General features: G+C 37.4%; 13 protein-coding genes and 1 pseudogene. 1 reads left to right on the forward strand and 13 read right to left on the reverse strand.

Going from position 1 to position 16,239, the window contains the following annotated elements; translation table 11 throughout:
• Window positions 1-71: 71 nt before the first annotated feature.
• The 10 genes and pseudogenes from DR864_RS28365 to DR864_RS28410 form a co-directional block, all read right to left on the reverse strand.
• Window positions 72-1,553 carry a ComEC/Rec2 family competence protein gene (locus tag DR864_RS28365; RefSeq protein WP_114070529.1) on the reverse strand — a complete coding sequence of 494 codons (1,482 nt, stop codon included), beginning with the start codon at window positions 1,551-1,553 and terminating at the stop codon, window positions 72-74.
• Between the two features lie 77 nt (window positions 1,554-1,630).
• Window positions 1,631-3,319 (reverse strand): hypothetical protein, encoded by a 1,689-nt coding sequence (locus tag DR864_RS28370; RefSeq protein ID WP_114070530.1) that lies wholly within the window; start codon window positions 3,317-3,319, stop codon window positions 1,631-1,633.
• A gap of 298 nt (window positions 3,320-3,617) precedes the next feature.
• A complete protein-coding gene (locus DR864_RS28375; RefSeq protein WP_262510963.1) occupies window positions 3,618-4,121 on the reverse strand; it encodes an IS5 family transposase in 504 nt (167 codons plus the stop codon).
• Between the two features lie 190 nt (window positions 4,122-4,311).
• The gene (locus tag DR864_RS28380; RefSeq protein ID WP_114070532.1) at window positions 4,312-4,953 is read right to left on the reverse strand and encodes a response regulator; all 642 of its coding nucleotides are present in this window, start codon (window positions 4,951-4,953) and stop codon (window positions 4,312-4,314) included.
• A gap of 71 nt (window positions 4,954-5,024) precedes the next feature.
• Complete coding sequence (locus DR864_RS28385) at window positions 5,025-6,389, reverse strand: sensor histidine kinase (protein WP_114070533.1); 1,365 nt, start codon at window positions 6,387-6,389, stop codon at window positions 5,025-5,027.
• 303 nt (window positions 6,390-6,692) lie between these two features.
• A complete protein-coding gene (locus DR864_RS28390; RefSeq protein ID WP_114070534.1) occupies window positions 6,693-7,037 on the reverse strand; it encodes a LytTR family DNA-binding domain-containing protein in 345 nt (114 codons plus the stop codon).
• Between the two features lie 33 nt (window positions 7,038-7,070).
• Window positions 7,071-7,703, reverse strand: coding sequence for a response regulator transcription factor (locus DR864_RS28395; RefSeq protein WP_162794251.1), 633 nt, complete (start codon window positions 7,701-7,703; stop codon window positions 7,071-7,073).
• 146 nt (window positions 7,704-7,849) lie between these two features.
• A pseudogene (locus tag DR864_RS28400) lies at window positions 7,850-8,460 on the reverse strand (T3SS effector HopA1 family protein).
• 337 nt (window positions 8,461-8,797) lie between these two features.
• Complete coding sequence (locus tag DR864_RS28405) at window positions 8,798-9,610, reverse strand: phosphotransferase family protein (RefSeq protein WP_114070537.1); 813 nt, start codon at window positions 9,608-9,610, stop codon at window positions 8,798-8,800.
• A 209-nt stretch (window positions 9,611-9,819) separates the two neighbouring features.
• A complete protein-coding gene (locus tag DR864_RS28410) occupies window positions 9,820-10,665 on the reverse strand; it encodes a protein-glutamine glutaminase family protein (RefSeq protein ID WP_114070538.1) in 846 nt (281 codons plus the stop codon).
• Window positions 10,666-10,789: 124 nt separating this feature from the next.
• Here DR864_RS28410 and DR864_RS28415 point away from each other — a divergent pair, with 124 nt between their 5' ends.
• A complete protein-coding gene (locus DR864_RS28415) occupies window positions 10,790-12,589 on the forward strand; it encodes an ATP-binding protein (RefSeq protein WP_162794259.1) in 1,800 nt (599 codons plus the stop codon).
• On the opposite strand, the gene DR864_RS28420 is transcribed toward DR864_RS28415, so the two are convergent.
• The 3 genes from DR864_RS28420 to DR864_RS28430 all read right to left on the reverse strand — a co-directional run bounded on the left by DR864_RS28420 (window position 12,576) and on the right by DR864_RS28430 (window position 15,623).
• A complete protein-coding gene (locus DR864_RS28420) occupies window positions 12,576-12,908 on the reverse strand; it encodes a hypothetical protein (RefSeq protein ID WP_114070540.1) in 333 nt (110 codons plus the stop codon). The two genes, DR864_RS28415 and DR864_RS28420, sit on opposite strands and share 14 nt — an antisense overlap.
• A 32-nt stretch (window positions 12,909-12,940) precedes the next feature.
• Window positions 12,941-13,588: a response regulator gene (locus DR864_RS28425; RefSeq protein ID WP_114070541.1), complete on the reverse strand. Its 648-nt coding sequence runs from the start codon at window positions 13,586-13,588 to the stop codon at window positions 12,941-12,943.
• 1,432 nt (window positions 13,589-15,020) lie between these two features.
• A complete protein-coding gene (locus tag DR864_RS28430; RefSeq protein ID WP_114070542.1) occupies window positions 15,021-15,623 on the reverse strand; it encodes a recombinase family protein in 603 nt (200 codons plus the stop codon).
• Window positions 15,624-16,239 lie beyond the last annotated feature (616 nt).

The following is a 16,239-nucleotide window of genomic DNA, read 5'->3' on the forward strand; positions in this document are numbered from 1 at the left end:
GTTAAGAATAATTGACCTCTATCGTCCTTACAAATTTTGGGCAACCCAAATTGGAGAAGAAGTTAAAGTTATCAATATTGGTATTCAAACTCATTTTTAGTTGGATTCCACACCAGTTCATGAATATCCCAATCACCGCGAGAAGCAGGTTTCTCCAGTTTTTGGGCAATAATGATTTTTTCGCCATCGGTACGAACGTTGATCATGCCGTAAACAGTTACTGCACGCTCTTTGGCTCGTTCGGACAGTTGGGGAGCTACTTCCACAAATTCTTTGCTAGAGCGTGCGAGTTCAGTCGAGAAAATTAACGAGCGATCCCCTCGGCTATGTTTGCCAATAGTACCAAGTGTATCAGGTCGAGGATGAACATGTGGTTCATTGTCCCCACTCGAAATGATTGTAGCTAAAGGATTGATGGCCTGCATAAATTCACTTGTAAAGTCAGCACTCCCATGATGGCAAGACTTGGCCACTTCGACTTGGAAAATTGTTCGTGCCTGCATGATGGCATTCATGATCTGTTGGTGAATGAAAACTCTATCTGCTGGATTAGCATTGCGAAGTTGTTGCCTTAGTCGAAGTAAGTTAGTATTGGTATAGTGATGCATTAAGTAGTCTTCGGCGGGTTCATTAAGATCACCTCCTAGTAGCATCCGTACCTTACCGATGGTCAGTTTCAAAATAACCGAATGACCGTTTTTAGTTTTGCCTTTATTACCTTTAAAAACGGGCAAAGCTGCTTTATCATTCACAATTTCTGCTACTGGGCCTAGAACTTCGATACGTAAGTTATCTTGATCATAAATTGGTGGACTGCCAAGGCGCAGAGATTCTTTAGGAGCCTTTGTTTTAGAAAGAGTTTTTATATAATTGCCTATTTTCGCTGGTGTATTAGCACGTTGTTGAAAATCATCATTATTATCGCAGAGGTCAGTAATATAATCTACCGAGTTGTGGATAACAGTAGTACCGAGGGAATTAACTGAAATACCTGTAAATTCGACTAGGCCATTATGGTACACTTTTTCGATTTCAAAATGTTGTTGGGTATCGTTAGCTGGCGTAAAAATGGCGTTAAAGCCGCCATAATGATCTTCATCTGAATGAGATACTACTACTGTAAACGGTGGAGGAGCAATATTTGCCCGTTTAAGATTAAAACGCCATTTCAGAAAACGATACATATTGTCTCCTGGGCCCGCATCCACAAGAAAATGCTCGTCTGTAGGTGTAACAATATGACAGCCATCTCCCTGTCCCACATCAATAAAATTTACCTCAAGAATACGGTCAGGTTGAATATTGGATAGCTGCACAAATCCACTGGCGTTTCTGGCTTTTACATGCACATAATCTTTTCCTTCAATAGTTTGCAAGTCAGGCGTTCCTGCGGGAGTAGGTTTTAGACCAATCCAGTCTCCAAAAAGTAACTGTTTCACCCTGCCAAATTTTTGTTCACCAGTATCTTCATCGGTTTTGAAATCATATAGGAAAACAGAGGGGTAAGTTGCAAAGCCGTGGCCCTGCTGAATAACGGTTTCATTAAGTGGCATAATAATAAATAGAGTTTAGGGATACTTTTGAATTAAGCATAATTATTTACCCGATAACTGGTCGTTTCTTCGGCCATTTAAATTCCTATTTGCAAACCAAAGTAAAATCCGGGTTTAGTAATAAATCTATATTCCAGATTCTTTTTTAATTCTGTATCATCAGAGATTAGGCTGTTTTCCTGTTTGCCATTTATTAGTTTTTGTTGCCAATGCCAGATAGCACCACCAGTGATAATGATTGGCATTTTCCAGCTTAACCGAAATCCTGCTCCAGATAGTAAAGTAGGGCGATTTTTGCCTGTACCTACCCCAATTTGAACCAATGGATGTGCTAGTCCTTCAATAGCGTTCAGCGTTAAATTGAGCATCCCTGCAACTCCTACTGAGTAATCCTCCTCAGCCCTGCCAATGACCGATTGTCCATTTATAACTTTTACATTGTAGGAAGGGAATGAAAGACTTGTGTAAAATCCGCCCATCGAAAACTCGGGTACGAATGTTTGAGCAGCCCGAAGCCTCAACTTACCTTCAAAATGTTTGTCTGTTTTATCAATTGAAGGTGGAGAGGCCGTAAGATTTAGTTTACGCTCCTGAACACTTATTCTGATATCCCTCATTTTTTCAAGCTGAATATCATATTGGTTTAAAATAAAGGCATTTTCTAAATCTTTAACTCCATTTGGCGGGCGTATTGCTTTGGTCATTAAATCATCAACTTCTCTACTTATTTTTTTTGCTAAATCAAGCATTTGGTTTCTTTTTTCCTGAAATTCGGCCCGAGCGCGTACGAAGCGCTTAAATACAATTTGGGAATAATTGACGAAACTGTTACAAGAAGCTTCATTAGTACTATCAACATCTTTTCTCAAAAGATCTTTTGAGATGTCATCAGAAATCAAATCATTGAAAGAAAGAAGTAGTTTTATATTGTTCTGATTAACTTTATCAAGACTATCAATTGCAGCCTTAAACCGCTCATTAACCTTTTGAAAATCAATTATATTGTCTGGTTGACTTAATTTGGTTAGGTATTCCTTCATCACTCCTCTGATGGATGTATTAAAATATCGATCGTCCAAAATTTTAAGATCCTTCAATACTTTGCTGGTGGTATCTATACATCTGATGTTACCTTGCAAGGAAAAAAATTTCCATTCGGCTAATTCTTCGGCCCTCAGGCTATTTATTCGCTTGACCCAATTTAGAGACTCTTTTGAATCAATTTTATGAAGAGTATTCAAGGTTTTTTGATTGTTAGCAATCTGAACCGTGAATGGTTCAAATTTTCCTGCGGGGAAAACAGCTAATATATCCTGCTGGCTTGCTTTAAGTGAAGCATTACTTGTTGCAAAAGATGCGGCAGTACCAGGTACATCGGATAAATTTGGTGTAGGAGCGGCATTAGGTAAGGTTCCGAGTAGGCTGGTTAGTGCTGAGGCAAATTGTCCTATACTTTGATAACTGGGATCAATCATCATAGTGTCACTTGTCTTAATAGAATAACGTAAAGGATTATAAAATCGAATCGTTAAAGCTACCTCTTTACTTTTCTTTGGAACTCCAACTGTTAGATTCTTCAAAGTCTTAGCCTTACTTGAAGGGCCATCACTATCAATCGTATAGGTGAATTTATTGTTGAGAAAATCAGGCCATAATTGAATAAAATAAAATGCTTTTGGAGCACCCAGCATTTCATCAGTGTTACTTTGTGAGTAGACACTTGTGCAAAAAATCAACATAAATATAAAATAGACAATTCGTTTCATAATAAATTATGGTAAAATGGTTGCTTTAAAAAAGGAGATTTTTAATTATTGTATTAATTGCATTTTTGCTTGATGGTACGTTAGTTTACAAATTTTGTAATTATCAAATTACAAAAAGTTATTCTATTCTTACAAATAGAAATTTAATAGAGTTAAAGCAAGCTCATACTTATTTTTACTAATAATTCGGCTTTGTTGCATTGCTATGTTAATTTCTTGCGAACTATCCTGGACCTGCCCGACTGCGTGAACCGATTCAGACAGGCTGCTTTTATTCTCACCTCACATTGCTGATTGGTCAGCTTAGACTTTGCAAGCGCTCTCCAAAGGTAGACTTCCAGCGGAACATCAGTGTTTCAGCTAAACTGCGTTGATGATACCTACTGTGCTGGTTCCAACCCCATAACCCCAACTCGTCAATCGCTTTAAGGTCCTCATTACGAGGGTATTCTAAGTCTATATCCGCTTCGTCAATCCACACTATAGCATTCCTACGGGGTGGAATTATGGGCGTGATCGCTCTTTCCTGCAGTGCATCGTACACCTGTAATTGGTGATAGGCATCGTCACCACCAAACGTAGTGATGGAGGCTGTAATCTGATCTAAAAGAGGCTTAACCGCTTGAGCATCAGTAATACTATTGTTAGTCAGTTCTACCGCTTCAATCATCCCGGTTGCTACATCGTCGGCCAGGTGCAGTTTGCACCACACGCGTCGTTTTGATGCTCCATGCTTCCGCACCATCCATTCCCCCTCGCCATACACCTTTAAGCCTGTACTGTCGACAACGATGTGTAACACTTCATCCCCTTGAACAGAACATGGCAAAGGCTTAATATCAGTACTTAACGGAGCCTAATAATTCTATGTTTTTTACTACTCTATATTATAATCAATATTACAGGCTAGCAAAATATAAGTAAGTTAAAATGTTAATCTACGTTTACAAAAAAAGTTATCAGGCAGTAGTTGTTTGATTGACACAGCTCTGTTATTTGACTGGTCGTTTCACAAATTTAGCAATTGCTTCCCGACTTCCTTTTACCTGCAATTTTTGATAAATATGTTCAAGATGTTTTCGCACTGTTTTATCAGAGACAAATAGTGTATCACTTATTTGTCTCACACTCATCCCTTTTACCAGTAAATCCAACACGTCATTTTCGCGTGGAGATAATTGAGCGGTTACATTTTTTTGTTTGGAAGTATCCCCTTGCAATAGCAGCGCCAAGGCTTTGGAAGCAATAGATGGGGACATCGGAATACCACCGTCAAGGGTTTCGGAAATAGCGTTGATTAATCGGGAAGGTTTTACATCTTTAAGCAAATATCCAGAGGCGCCTGCTTTAAATGCTTCAAACAATTTGTCATCATCATCCAACACTGTAATCATCAATACTTTAATGGATGGATAGAGTCTTTTAAGCTCGCGGGTTGCTGTAATACCATCCATTTTGTCCATTTCTATATCCATCAGGATGATTTCTGGTAAATGCTCTTGTTCCAGATATTCAAAGAGTGCCTTCCCATTATGTACATGAAAGTCCAGCGTAAGATCTTCGCTTAAAGCTATTTTGTCTTTTATTCCCTGCGCCAGAAGGTGATTATCTTCGACTAATCCTACGTTTATCATTGTTGGTTTATAAAGGTACAAACAAATATAGGCTGCGTTTATATGCTTTAAAATACGTCATTTGACGTATTTTAAAGCATATTTGATTCGGTGGGTGGGAGCTCAACAATTACAATCGTACCGTTGGAGGAAGAGCATAAATGTAATTCTCCACCCAGTTCATTACACCTTTTTTTGATATTATCAAGACCGTAACCCTTTCTGACTTTTTGAGTGTCAAAACCTCGCCCATTATCCCCCATCTCTACAACAATTGTGTTTGTTCTTTGGCGAAAAAGTATTTCAATACAATCCGCATGGGAATATTTCAGCGCATTATTAATCACTTCTTGTCCAATCCTAAAAATAGTCATGGCAACAATAGGCGAAATGAGTAAGTTTGAGTTTTCTGTCATTGAGATTTTTAGCTCTGGCTGATCTCTTTCTTCCCATATACGGGTTAAAAACCCCGACATGCGCTGTTGAAATAAGGTATATTCAATGAACTCATGGTTTAGTACCCATATTGTTTCTCTGAGAATTTGATTGGTTTCGCGGGCAAAATCACTCAACATCCCTAATTGTCGAGCTTGCTCCGATTTAATGGCGAGCATATCTAATTTTGTAATTATGTGAGTCAATTGGGAGCCAATTCCATCGTGCAAATCGCGGGCGAGCCTTTCGCGTTGTAACTGTAACTCATTTTGCAGGCCTATTGTAGTTGATTTAACCTTCCGGTTTTGTTGTTGAGTCCAGTAAAAATTCGCAGGCTGATTTTCGGTAATTGGTTGAAGATACTTTAGGGCTTCTAGGTCTATTTTAGTCCTGTAAATCAGGCCAATAGTTGTAATGAAAATATTGGTAATTAATGCGAATTTGAACACAGAGCTGGCAGAGAGGAGTCCGCTTACTACCTTTGTTTCTGTAAGTAATTCTTTAGTGAAGAAAGTTGTTAAAATGATAAATATACTTAATAAATAAACCCAACTTTTTTGAGGATTATGCTGAAGGATCTCTTTGATATAACATATCCATAAAATAAAATATCCAAGCCCAGTCAAGTACCCCATTTGAGATGCCCAAATATTGGAGTTTTTTTGATTAATATTGCCTGAGAAGTTTATAAATAAAAATGCGATATTAAAAAATAAATTTAACCATATAGGATTTAGTTTTAACCACCATTTAGGAGAAGTGTCATCTATGTTTAGGTATTGTATAATAAATAATGTAAAAAATAATAAACCTAAATTTAAAGAAAATAAAATCCCTAAATCTTTATAAGTATGCAAAAATAATCCGTGAATATATTGACCTAGTTCACTGTGAAAAAAGGCATAAAAAGTAGTAGAAAAAATGTATCCACTATAGTAAATATAGATATAACGTTGGTGATGCCAGAAGTTTACAAGGCCAATTAAAGTTGCCATAAATACAACCCCGATAAAAAAATCCATATTTATTTTGGTAATTTTTTTGAAAATACGGTGTTTTATTGAATAAAAAATCCATTATAGATAAGAGTCGTACTTTGTAAATACCCTTAAAATACACGTTAAAAAGAATGACTAATAGTTTTGTATTTTTTAATAAGAATTAATTTTAGAGATACAATTATCCTGTTTTAACTTAAATGAGATTTTTTGTTAAACTAATAATTTAAAATACTTATGTATTTCAGGCTTTGCAAAGGTGATCAAAAAATAAGTAATGGGTTACGGGAAATTTCCCGTATCTAATATCGCATTTAACCCTTTTTTCTAGATGATTTTAGACGTCGTAGTTCCTCCTAAGACATTGTTAAATTGGTTTAGCCAGATCTTGATTATTTTATATTTTTTTCTACTCACACGTACTTGCACTCCATCCTGCATTTGGATGATAATTTTGTTGCCTAATTGCTCAATGCTACGCATATAAGTAGGATTGAGTAGATACGATTTATTTACCCGGATAAAATACAACAAGTTGTGGTGAAATTCGTAAAGACGAAGCGTTCTGGAAAAAATTAACTTTCGACCATTGCTCAAGTGAAAAAAAGTGTAGTTACGGTCTCCGCGGAGATAAGCTACCTCTTCATGTTTAGGGATTTTATGAGTTGACATGGGGGATAAAAGTTCAATATTCTGTAATAGATTTCAAACAAGCTGCCAGCGATGGGCAAAATTTACGATGCCCGCTACATTGCGGACATTGAGTTTTTTTGTAATGTTTTTGCGATAGGTATCTACCGTATGTTCACTCACGCACAATTTTTGAGCAATTTCTACCGATAAGAACTCCAATGCAATGAGTCTTATTACTTCTACTTCACGGGGTGTGAGCTCGTATCGACTTACCAATTCTTGCTGAAAAGTACTATTCAAAGATGCGAAAAGGGAGCCCTTAATTTGCTTAATGAAGCGCCCCTCAACTACTGCAAGGATACTATCACACAGTTGGTGGCGTGAGGCAGTTTTTGATAAAAAACCATCGGCTAATGAGGTAATTTTTTTTAGGCAACTTACAGATATTGCATCATGTAGCACCAGGATTTTACCTCTGTGCACTTCTCGCAGGTGTTGGCCGAACGTGCAATGCCCTTGAAAGAAAAAGTTGGCATCAACCAATATGATGTCGTTTTGGACTTGTTGTACTTGATGAAGTGTTTCAGAGGCATTGCGTGTCATACCCGCTAGCTCAAAATCTGCGATTGTAGAGAGCATTACTGAGAGCCCTTCAATAAAGAGAAAATTAGCATCGGCTAGGAAAATTTTAATAGGAGGTGTCATTGCAACCGCTTGATGGGACATTAAATTGTTGATACAAATGTCCTACAGGCAGCGATGGGGTACAATACTGACTTTCTATGATTTTATCTACCGGAAAGGCAGTAGATGGCACTCAAAATGCATGTTTTCAGGTGTCAAAAAATCAATTACTCAAAATAATAGTGAGATCTTGAGTGGGGATTTAAGTAGAACTTGTCGAGTTGATACCCTTGTTTTTCAATATGCCTGATGACATATTCCGACCATTCTTCATCAGGGAGTTGGTTTTGGTAAGCTTCCCAAATCCCTTCGGCGATCAATCGACAGCGGCAAGTACCAAAACTTTCATTGGGGTTGGGGGATTTTCGGCAAATCCGATTCCGGCACGAAGTGGAAGAGTGAATAGTGGTATGGATTGACGGATATATGGCTTCAATCTCTCATATATATTTACTAACAATGGGCTGAAATCATGGAAGTATCTTTTATCCAGATATAGGACACCTGTGTCAGGCCTTTGATATATTGATGAGTCTTTTAAGCATTTGAAATGAAAGGGAATTTTAAGTTTATTGAGTTCTTTGGTTAGAATATAAACTATTTCGATAGTTCCTTTAGGGGACAGATTGAAATAGAACCTGACCATCGCTTCATAAAAGCGTTCATCTAAATATTCACCGAAAACGTGGTAAAAAATGTCTTTTTCGTCTAAAAACTCTCTGCTCTGATAGAGAGCAACAGAAGCATTAAGAAATGGATAATTAGTATGAGAAGACATGATTAGATAGCTTCCTGGGAGTACGTCTAACCTTTGATGTTTCCGCTTAGCTATGATACTTCCATCGTGATTGACGTGTTCTATGAACCAGTTACGGTGAAGTTTATTACGAGATAGATTTGATTTACGGAGCGAAGAGATAAAGTTATCAACATAAGTTTGTTTATAACTCAAATATGATGTCTCGTTTTGCAAATAAAACGCTTATATATAAAGTCTTTTATTTCCTCCACAGGATGTGTCTTTATAAAATAATCAGCGTAATGGTTTATAAATAACGTTCGCTTGTGCTTAAGCTCTTCTTGTAACGTATAAACTATTTTTTCTATAGCAGGCTTCATTTGATGATGGAGATATATGTATGTGGCTCAGAAATCATGCGTTTAGCCAGACCTACAAGCTCTTTGCTTTTCAAGCCTAAATTCTTGTATTTAATTGTTTCGAGCACATATATGATGATATTTACTGCTGTAAATAAGTTTAATTTGACAAATTGAGACTCCGACAAATCGTAGGACTTGAGCAGGCTTCGGACATCTCGTAGGAGTAGCCCATTATCCAGAAAAGAATCAAGTGGAATAAATCGTCCTAAAAGAATTAGTTTATTTTCAATAACGTAGCTAGTAATTAGTTGCGACAGTAAGAAGGATAAGTCCCAAAGTGCATCTCCCATACCAAACGTTTCCCAATCGGTTAGGTATATTTTTTTTGAAGTTCTTTGGAATAATATATTGTCCAACTTCAAATCCCCGTGTACGTAGCAGTTGTTCTGCCAGATATGCTCGCATGATCTGATGATTTCAAAGAAGTTGAAATCATCAAAATCATCCAATATAGGCGTTTGATTCAGGTCTTTCAGTAGCAGTTCAGTCCTAAATTTATCCTTTTCTGTAAAAAACCAAGGAACAAAAGAACTATACTTAGTTCTTTCCGACATTGGTAGTTGATGAAGGACAGTTAGTAAGAATCCCACTTCTGAAAACAAGACACTTAAGTGCGATTTACCAATCAAATTTTTGAAGGAGATAGAATTGGCTTTGTATTCAGTAATAATAATTTGATTAGTAGCGTCATAGGCATAAAACTTGGGAATAGAGTCGCAGATACTGCCGAAGTTGTGATAAGAAAAGACATCCTCCAGAAACAGCACCTCATTGTGAAAATATACCTTATCTTGATCCGTTGTATTTCAGCTGTTTGAGAAAAAAAGAATCGTAAAATAGGGTATAATTCCTGGAATCGCGGAGTTGTTTTACTTTTCGGGGTAGTTTTTTCCTTCAAAGGTATCAATCAATCCTTTTTCATATAGATAAAAACTTACATTACCGGGAGAAAGTAGCATAATACGCAAATGGAATTTTAATTAAACCCTGTTTTTGCCATAAGGTCGGCCATAATTTTTAATGCTTCAGTAGTAGAAAACGTCCCTTGGTCAAGTTTACTTTGAATATCATTGACTATATAGCTGCCTTTTAAATTTATTATATGTCCCGAAACAATGCTGATGGCATTGATTGTCGAGTCTTGCCCGGTTGTAAGTATATCAAGCCACTGCGTCAGCGTTACGTAATTGTTACTATCAAAGAATGGATCAAGAACAAACATTTTTTCTCGAATACCATTTCTGACCGTAATCATTACCCCAACATGATTCTGAAATCCTTTTGTATCTTGCACTAAGCTTCTGGTCTTTAAATGCTGTCCTATTACAAATATTTTTTTACAATTAATGTTATTTTTTTTTAAAGATTTTTGAATTTCATCCGCTCTTAGTGTACAGTCACCTTTGTCAGTCTCGGGCTTATCAAGGAATGTAATCTTAGTGCCATTTCGTCTCTTCACCGACGTTTTTCCTAAATTTGTAAACAGTAACTTATAAAGTTTTATCACCTCTTTAAGCTGGCTTTTCTCTAAAACACTTATTGTTGGGGGTTTTTCATCTTCAAACGTCATAGATGGATTTGGGGCGCTTTTCGTGATTTTCACTACTTCCGTTTCTTTAAATTCAACTTTGAAGCGATTTTTAAATTGATTTCCCTCTTGTTCAAGTGGTACATCCAGTTCTTCTAATATTTTAAGATTGTCATGTTCAACATAAAATAAATTTGAATTTTCGCTAAAAATAAGCTTTATATTCCCTGAATCCTTATCTTTAAACTTAAAAATAAGAGATAGTTCTTTGGTGGTTACATCACGTGTTGTCATTCGTTTTATGCGTTTATCTAAATGGATATATAGTTGTTTCGGTTTGAGCACTGTAGGAATCGTGGTACTGACTACATTTCTTTTCTTTCATAAAGGACTGGCGCAGAGAAAAAGCCTTACTGACTTGAAATCAGAGCTACAGAAGGCTAAAACCGACACCGCCTTAACAAAAAGCTATTATGGGTTGGCAATGGACTATTATTTTCCTCTGGCTCGTACCGATTCTTTGAAACGTATATCAAAAGAAATCAGCGCGTTAAATCAAAAAACCAATTGGCCCAATGGCCTTTATTTGGAACATTTGTTGAATGGAGCCATTGCAAAGCTTAATGGCAATTTTTATGAAGCCACCCAACTGTATTTTCAAGCGCTCCGGATAGCCGAGCAGAGAAAAGATAATGCCCAACTTGCCAGATGTAATTATGAGCTGGGCAACTGTTATTCTCTACTGGAGCAGCTTCGTGTTTCTACGATTCACTATCAACGTGCTATCAAATTATCAAAACTTGTTAATAATCAAGAGCTGCTTGGTTGGTGTTGTAACAATATAGCACAAGATTATGCTGCACAAAAAAAATTCACTCCTGCATTAGAGTATTATAGGGAGGCATTGAGTGTATTCGAAAAAATTGACCTGTTGACTGGTAAAGCTAATGTTTTGGAAAATTTAGGCACTCTTTTTTACCTGCAATCTAACTATCCTAAGGCTGAAGAATATTTATTAAGATCGAATAAAATGTTCATCCAACTCAATCGCAGCAAGTACATGATCGCAAACAATTATGTGCGCCTTGCCGAAACAAATCTGGCTCTGAATAAAACAATAAAATCAATACAATATGCCAACAAGTCTATTGAAATTGCCTCCGAAAATACCTATTCGGAGTTGTTGATGCAAGCCCATGATATACTTTACTTATCCTATAAAAAGCTGAGCCGAAACGCTGAAGCACTTACCCATTTTGAGAAAAAGATATATTATCAAAACCTGAAAAATCAAGATGAAAAAACACGTATGATTAATGCTTTAAAGCTTGATTATGAAAATAAAAAACATCTGGAAATCAATCAATTGCAAAAAAAAGAACTTACCCTTGAAAAGAAAGTAAATTTTATTTTGAAGGCAGGAGTAATAACTTTTATCATATTTGTTTTGGCACTGCTTATCGTAATCAATAAAATTAAGAAACAAAACAGGCTTATTGTTTTCCAACGGGATGAAATCAAAGATCTGAATGTTTCCTTGGAAAAAAAGGTATTGGAACGTACTCATGAACTTTCAATAGCTAATCAGGAACTGATTAAGAAAAATGCGGAGATTGAAGATGCAATCTTCAACGGACAAAAAATTGAGCGTAAGCGATTTGCATCGGAACTCCATGACAATTTGGGCGCTACACTAACCAGCGTAAAGTGGCGTTTGGAGGCTATCAACAAACATAATCTTCCGCCGAAAGAGCAGAGAAACTATGAAAGTATCGTGGAATCTCTCAAAAATGTGTACTCTGACGTTAGGTTTATTTCCCACAATCTACTGCCTACTGAGCTGGAACGGGAGGGTTTGATAGGTGCTCTTTCCAAACTTGTCAGCGATATTAATAATAGCGGAAAAATATTGATTCACATCCAAAACGACGGGATAGAATTGGATAAAAAAGTGGCGTTTGAGGTGTACAATATTTTAATGGAAATACTTGGCAATATCCTGAAACATGCGGATGCAACGTTCGTTAAAATCAGTTTAATAAAAATGAACGAACGATTTAAGGTAACTGTAAAAGATAATGGCCGTGGTTTTGACATTGATCATACGAGCAATGGGGTAGGAATACAGAATATCAAAGAACGAGCCAAATCAATCAGTGCCGATATCACTTTTATAAGTAAAACAGACAAAGGCACTGAAATTATCATGATTGTTTGAAAATGACATCTTTGAAGACTATTTCTGATCCATCAGTTTCTACCTTTGATAATTTTCTGCTGCAACTTACCCTACTTTGTTCTGTAGATTCCTCCACTTTGTTAGTTTCTATAAGAAACAACTGTTCTACCGAGGTACTTATAGGAGCAAATCTGTTCTTAATGTCAGCTCTAGAAATGGTAATAGTGCCTTGTTCTCCTACACAAAGGACTTTAATCTCGGTATTTGTGACTTCAATAACGCGGCCATAGATAGCAACGTAAGAGCCTAAATCTTGTTGATTTTGATCTAAGTAGGCTTTCATTTCAGTGGTGGTCATAAGTTTTGCTTTAGGGTTAAAGTTGATACAATTTATTTCTCAAATCCATTTTTAATAGCCCAGCGCATAATACCGATGGCTGAGTTGGCACCTATTTTTTTCATGAGGTTGCGGCGGTGCGTTTCTACTGTGGTAGGGTTAATAAAAATCTTAGCCGCTATCTCATTGTTGCTCATATCTTGGATGATCAGGCGCATCACTTCTATCTCTCTAGGTGTAAGTGATACGTGTTCACTTGGATTATCCTTTCCATTGGTGGTATTTAAGTTGGGTACTTGTGCCAAGCGCATGACCACCGCTTCGCTAAAGTACTTTTGACCGCTGGCTACGGTCCTGATAGCTCGCTCAAGTTCTTTGCGTTCGGCACTTTTCATGATATAGCCATCCACGCCCGCCACAAGCGCTTCTTTGATGACTGCTACTTCTTCCGACATGGTAAGTAGCAAAATCTGTGTATTCAACTGCTTCTCGCGCACCCGAATGGTGGTTTCAATACCGTTCATCAATGGCATGTGAAGGTCGGTCAACACAACATCTACCTCGTTTTTTTCTAAAAAAGAAAGCACCTCCCATCCGTTTTTAACCATACCAACGGTAGTTATATTGTCTATCGTATCAATCAGGATACCGAGACTTTCAGCTACGATGACGTGATCGTCGGCAATAAGTACGCGAATCATTCAGTGGTCAAATTAAAAAAAACGGTTAGTTACCAACGATATTTTTACTACAAAAAAACCGATGAACTTTTTAGGTTGTGAGCACTTTTCAAGGTGAGGTTTCAAACCTGAGGTTTTAGAGTAGTTTATTGTCTGCTATTCTAAATACTTTGGTTGTCAAAACCAATTTTTATCCCTGTTTTTTAAGAAACAAATATATTAAGTGGATTGTACCAAAAAAATACCTACTTGTAGTGGATTTTCGGGATATTTTTTACTAAAAAAAGTGCAACACCCTTTAATGGCGTTTTATAAACGGTCATTTGTAAAAGGCCACAAATACTCTGAGGAATGTCATTCCTTCTAGGTTACCTTTCGAAAGGTAACCTAAACGTATAGTCTGGTAACCTTTTCTACCTCAATTTCAGGTAACCATAGGTTACCACTGGGTTACCTAAAGGTTACCAAGGTAACCTGAGGTTGCCTGAAGAACCGGATCAGTTAGGTAACCTGATTTTTCAGTGTACTGGTAAATCTTATGATACCTACAGGTTACCTTAGGATACGTATAGGTTACCTAAGGTTTCGGATGGCAGGTAACCTACATTAACATACCTTTTTCTGCCTCCTGTTTTCCTCGTCAGTATTACGTTACCTTACGTATCATTACGTTTCCTTACGTTACATCCATGTTACATTACGTATCATTACGTTACATTACATCGGAGATCAACTGTTGCCGCAGTAATGCTTCCACCGCTGCCATATCTATTTTTCAGGGCACTATAAATAATACAATTCGGCTAAACCGAAGAAAGAAACCAGAACCGAATTCGGACTGAGAAGAAACCGGTAAACATTTCAGGACGATACATCAGGACGAGACAGTACAAGAAAACGCGGGTTTGATACCTGTCTGATTCCATACTGATTTTACCTTAAAAAAGAGGGGAAAATCAGTATGGAATGGCTATTCAACAGGTCTATCAATCAATGTATAGACCTTATCCATTTTAAATGCAAAACGCGGGTTTGATACCTGTCTGATTCCATACTGATTTTACCTTAAAAAAGAGGGGAAAATCAGTATGGAATGGCTATTCAACAGGTCTATCAATCAATGTATAGACCTTATCCATTTTAAATGCAGATTCAAAATTAATAACAAGGCAGAATACCACGTTTTAAGAATATTTTAACCCGTTTTAATTATATTTTAATTAGGAATAATCACAAATATCCTCTACTTTTATTTCACTTCTTCTTCAATAGGATTTTCAAACATGAAAATGAAAGAAAATAATAAAGAAGAAAAGTCTCAGAATCCTTGTTCCCGAACATTCGAAAGAAAATCGCCGAACAGGGATTTTTTGTATCCTTCCAATGCCACATTATGTGGCACTGAAACTAAGCGGCAATAGAATAAGATTGTAGATTTATTGGGACTGTCAACTTATTTGCTTACTTCTCCTTTCTGATACGCACTGATTTTTACGCCCCGCAGTCGCAGATATTTGTACAGCGTCATTTTGGAAATGCCCACCGTTTTGGCAATTTCATCCACGCCTAATTTTTCCTCTTTGTAATACATTTCGGCCAACATCGCTTTTTTCTGCGCTTCGGCCGATAGCCCGCTGCGTCGTCCGCCCTTTCGCCCCCGGGCGCGGGCAGCTTCCAATCCCGCCTTGGTTCGCTCCCGAATCAGGTCTCTTTCAAACTCGGCCAATGATGCAAAAATATTGAGCACCAATCGCCCCTGAGGCGTAGTGGTATCAATGGAGTCGGTCAGGCTGCGCAGACCCACTCCCCGTTTTTCAAATTCAGCCACCAGCTCCAGCAGATTTTTCAGGGAGCGACCCAACCTGTCGAGCTTGTAAATACAAATCACATCTCCTTTCCGAAGTTGACTCATCATCTTTTCCAACTCAGGTCGGTCGGCTTTGATGCCCGAGGCTTTTTCCTGAAAGATCATTTCGCAGCCCGCTTTGGTGAGGGCATCCCATTGTAATTCTAAATTTTGGTCTTTGGTGGAGACTCTGGCGTAACCGATCAGCATTTGTATAGGTTTAATCAACGATTTTTAAAATTAATTATACTTTGATCACTATACAAGTTTTATTGACGGAAACGGCTGATTATTGACAATTTTCAGGAGTTGCTGGGTAAAGCAGAAAAAGTTTGAATAAACCCGCGTTTTTATGTACTCTAAAAACAGTGTGTGTTGTCCTAAAAAATCCGGCTGGGTCGGAAAGCACTCCTGTTTCAGCAGCTACTTTCCAATGTAATGATACTGTAATGAAACGTAATGATACCGCAAGGATACGTAAGTATGAAAACGTGATGGCGACTCCCGAAAAACAGAACGCAGGGGTTCGAAAAAAAGGTAGGTTGATCCAGGTTACCTATTGGTTACCTGCCATCCGAAACCTAAGGTAACCTATACGTATCATAAGGTAACCTATAGGTATCATAAGATTTTCCAGAACACTAAAAAGGAAGGTTACCTAACCTGCTCATTTCTTCAGGTAACCTCAGGTTGTGCTGACCGATAAAAACTGGACAAAAAACCGTCCCTTATTTTAGAGAATGGGAACTCGGTTAATGGGATTGTTTTTCATGTCGATTCCTTTTTGAAGTAGGAACTCGGCAGGACTCAGAAAATTGATTCCGCT

Source organism: Runella rosea, assembly GCF_003325355.1.
Lineage (GTDB): Bacteria > Bacteroidota > Bacteroidia > Cytophagales > Spirosomataceae > Runella > Runella rosea.

What these genes read in the sequence shown, in the direction of transcription:
- DR864_RS28365 (WP_114070529.1), bottom strand. Translation starts at nt 1,553, where the DNA reads ATGCCACTTAATGAAACCGTTATTCAGCAGGGCCACGGCTTTGCAACT.
- DR864_RS28370 (WP_114070530.1), bottom strand. Translation starts at nt 3,319, where the DNA reads ATGAAACGAATTGTCTATTTTATATTTATGTTGATTTTTTGCACAAGT.
- DR864_RS28380 (WP_114070532.1), bottom strand. Translation starts at nt 4,953, where the DNA reads ATGATAAACGTAGGATTAGTCGAAGATAATCACCTTCTGGCGCAGGGA.
- DR864_RS28385 (WP_114070533.1), bottom strand. Translation starts at nt 6,389, where the DNA reads ATGGATTTTTTTATCGGGGTTGTATTTATGGCAACTTTAATTGGCCTT.
- DR864_RS28390 (WP_114070534.1), bottom strand. Translation starts at nt 7,037, where the DNA reads ATGTCAACTCATAAAATCCCTAAACATGAAGAGGTAGCTTATCTCCGC.
- DR864_RS28395 (WP_162794251.1), bottom strand. Translation starts at nt 7,703, where the DNA reads ATGACACCTCCTATTAAAATTTTCCTAGCCGATGCTAATTTTCTCTTT.
- DR864_RS28410 (WP_114070538.1), bottom strand. Translation starts at nt 10,665, where the DNA reads ATGACAACACGTGATGTAACCACCAAAGAACTATCTCTTATTTTTAAG.
- DR864_RS28420 (WP_114070540.1), bottom strand. Translation starts at nt 12,908, where the DNA reads ATGACCACCACTGAAATGAAAGCCTACTTAGATCAAAATCAACAAGAT.
- DR864_RS28425 (WP_114070541.1), bottom strand. Translation starts at nt 13,588, where the DNA reads ATGATTCGCGTACTTATTGCCGACGATCACGTCATCGTAGCTGAAAGT.
- DR864_RS28430 (WP_114070542.1), bottom strand. Translation starts at nt 15,623, where the DNA reads ATGCTGATCGGTTACGCCAGAGTCTCCACCAAAGACCAAAATTTAGAA.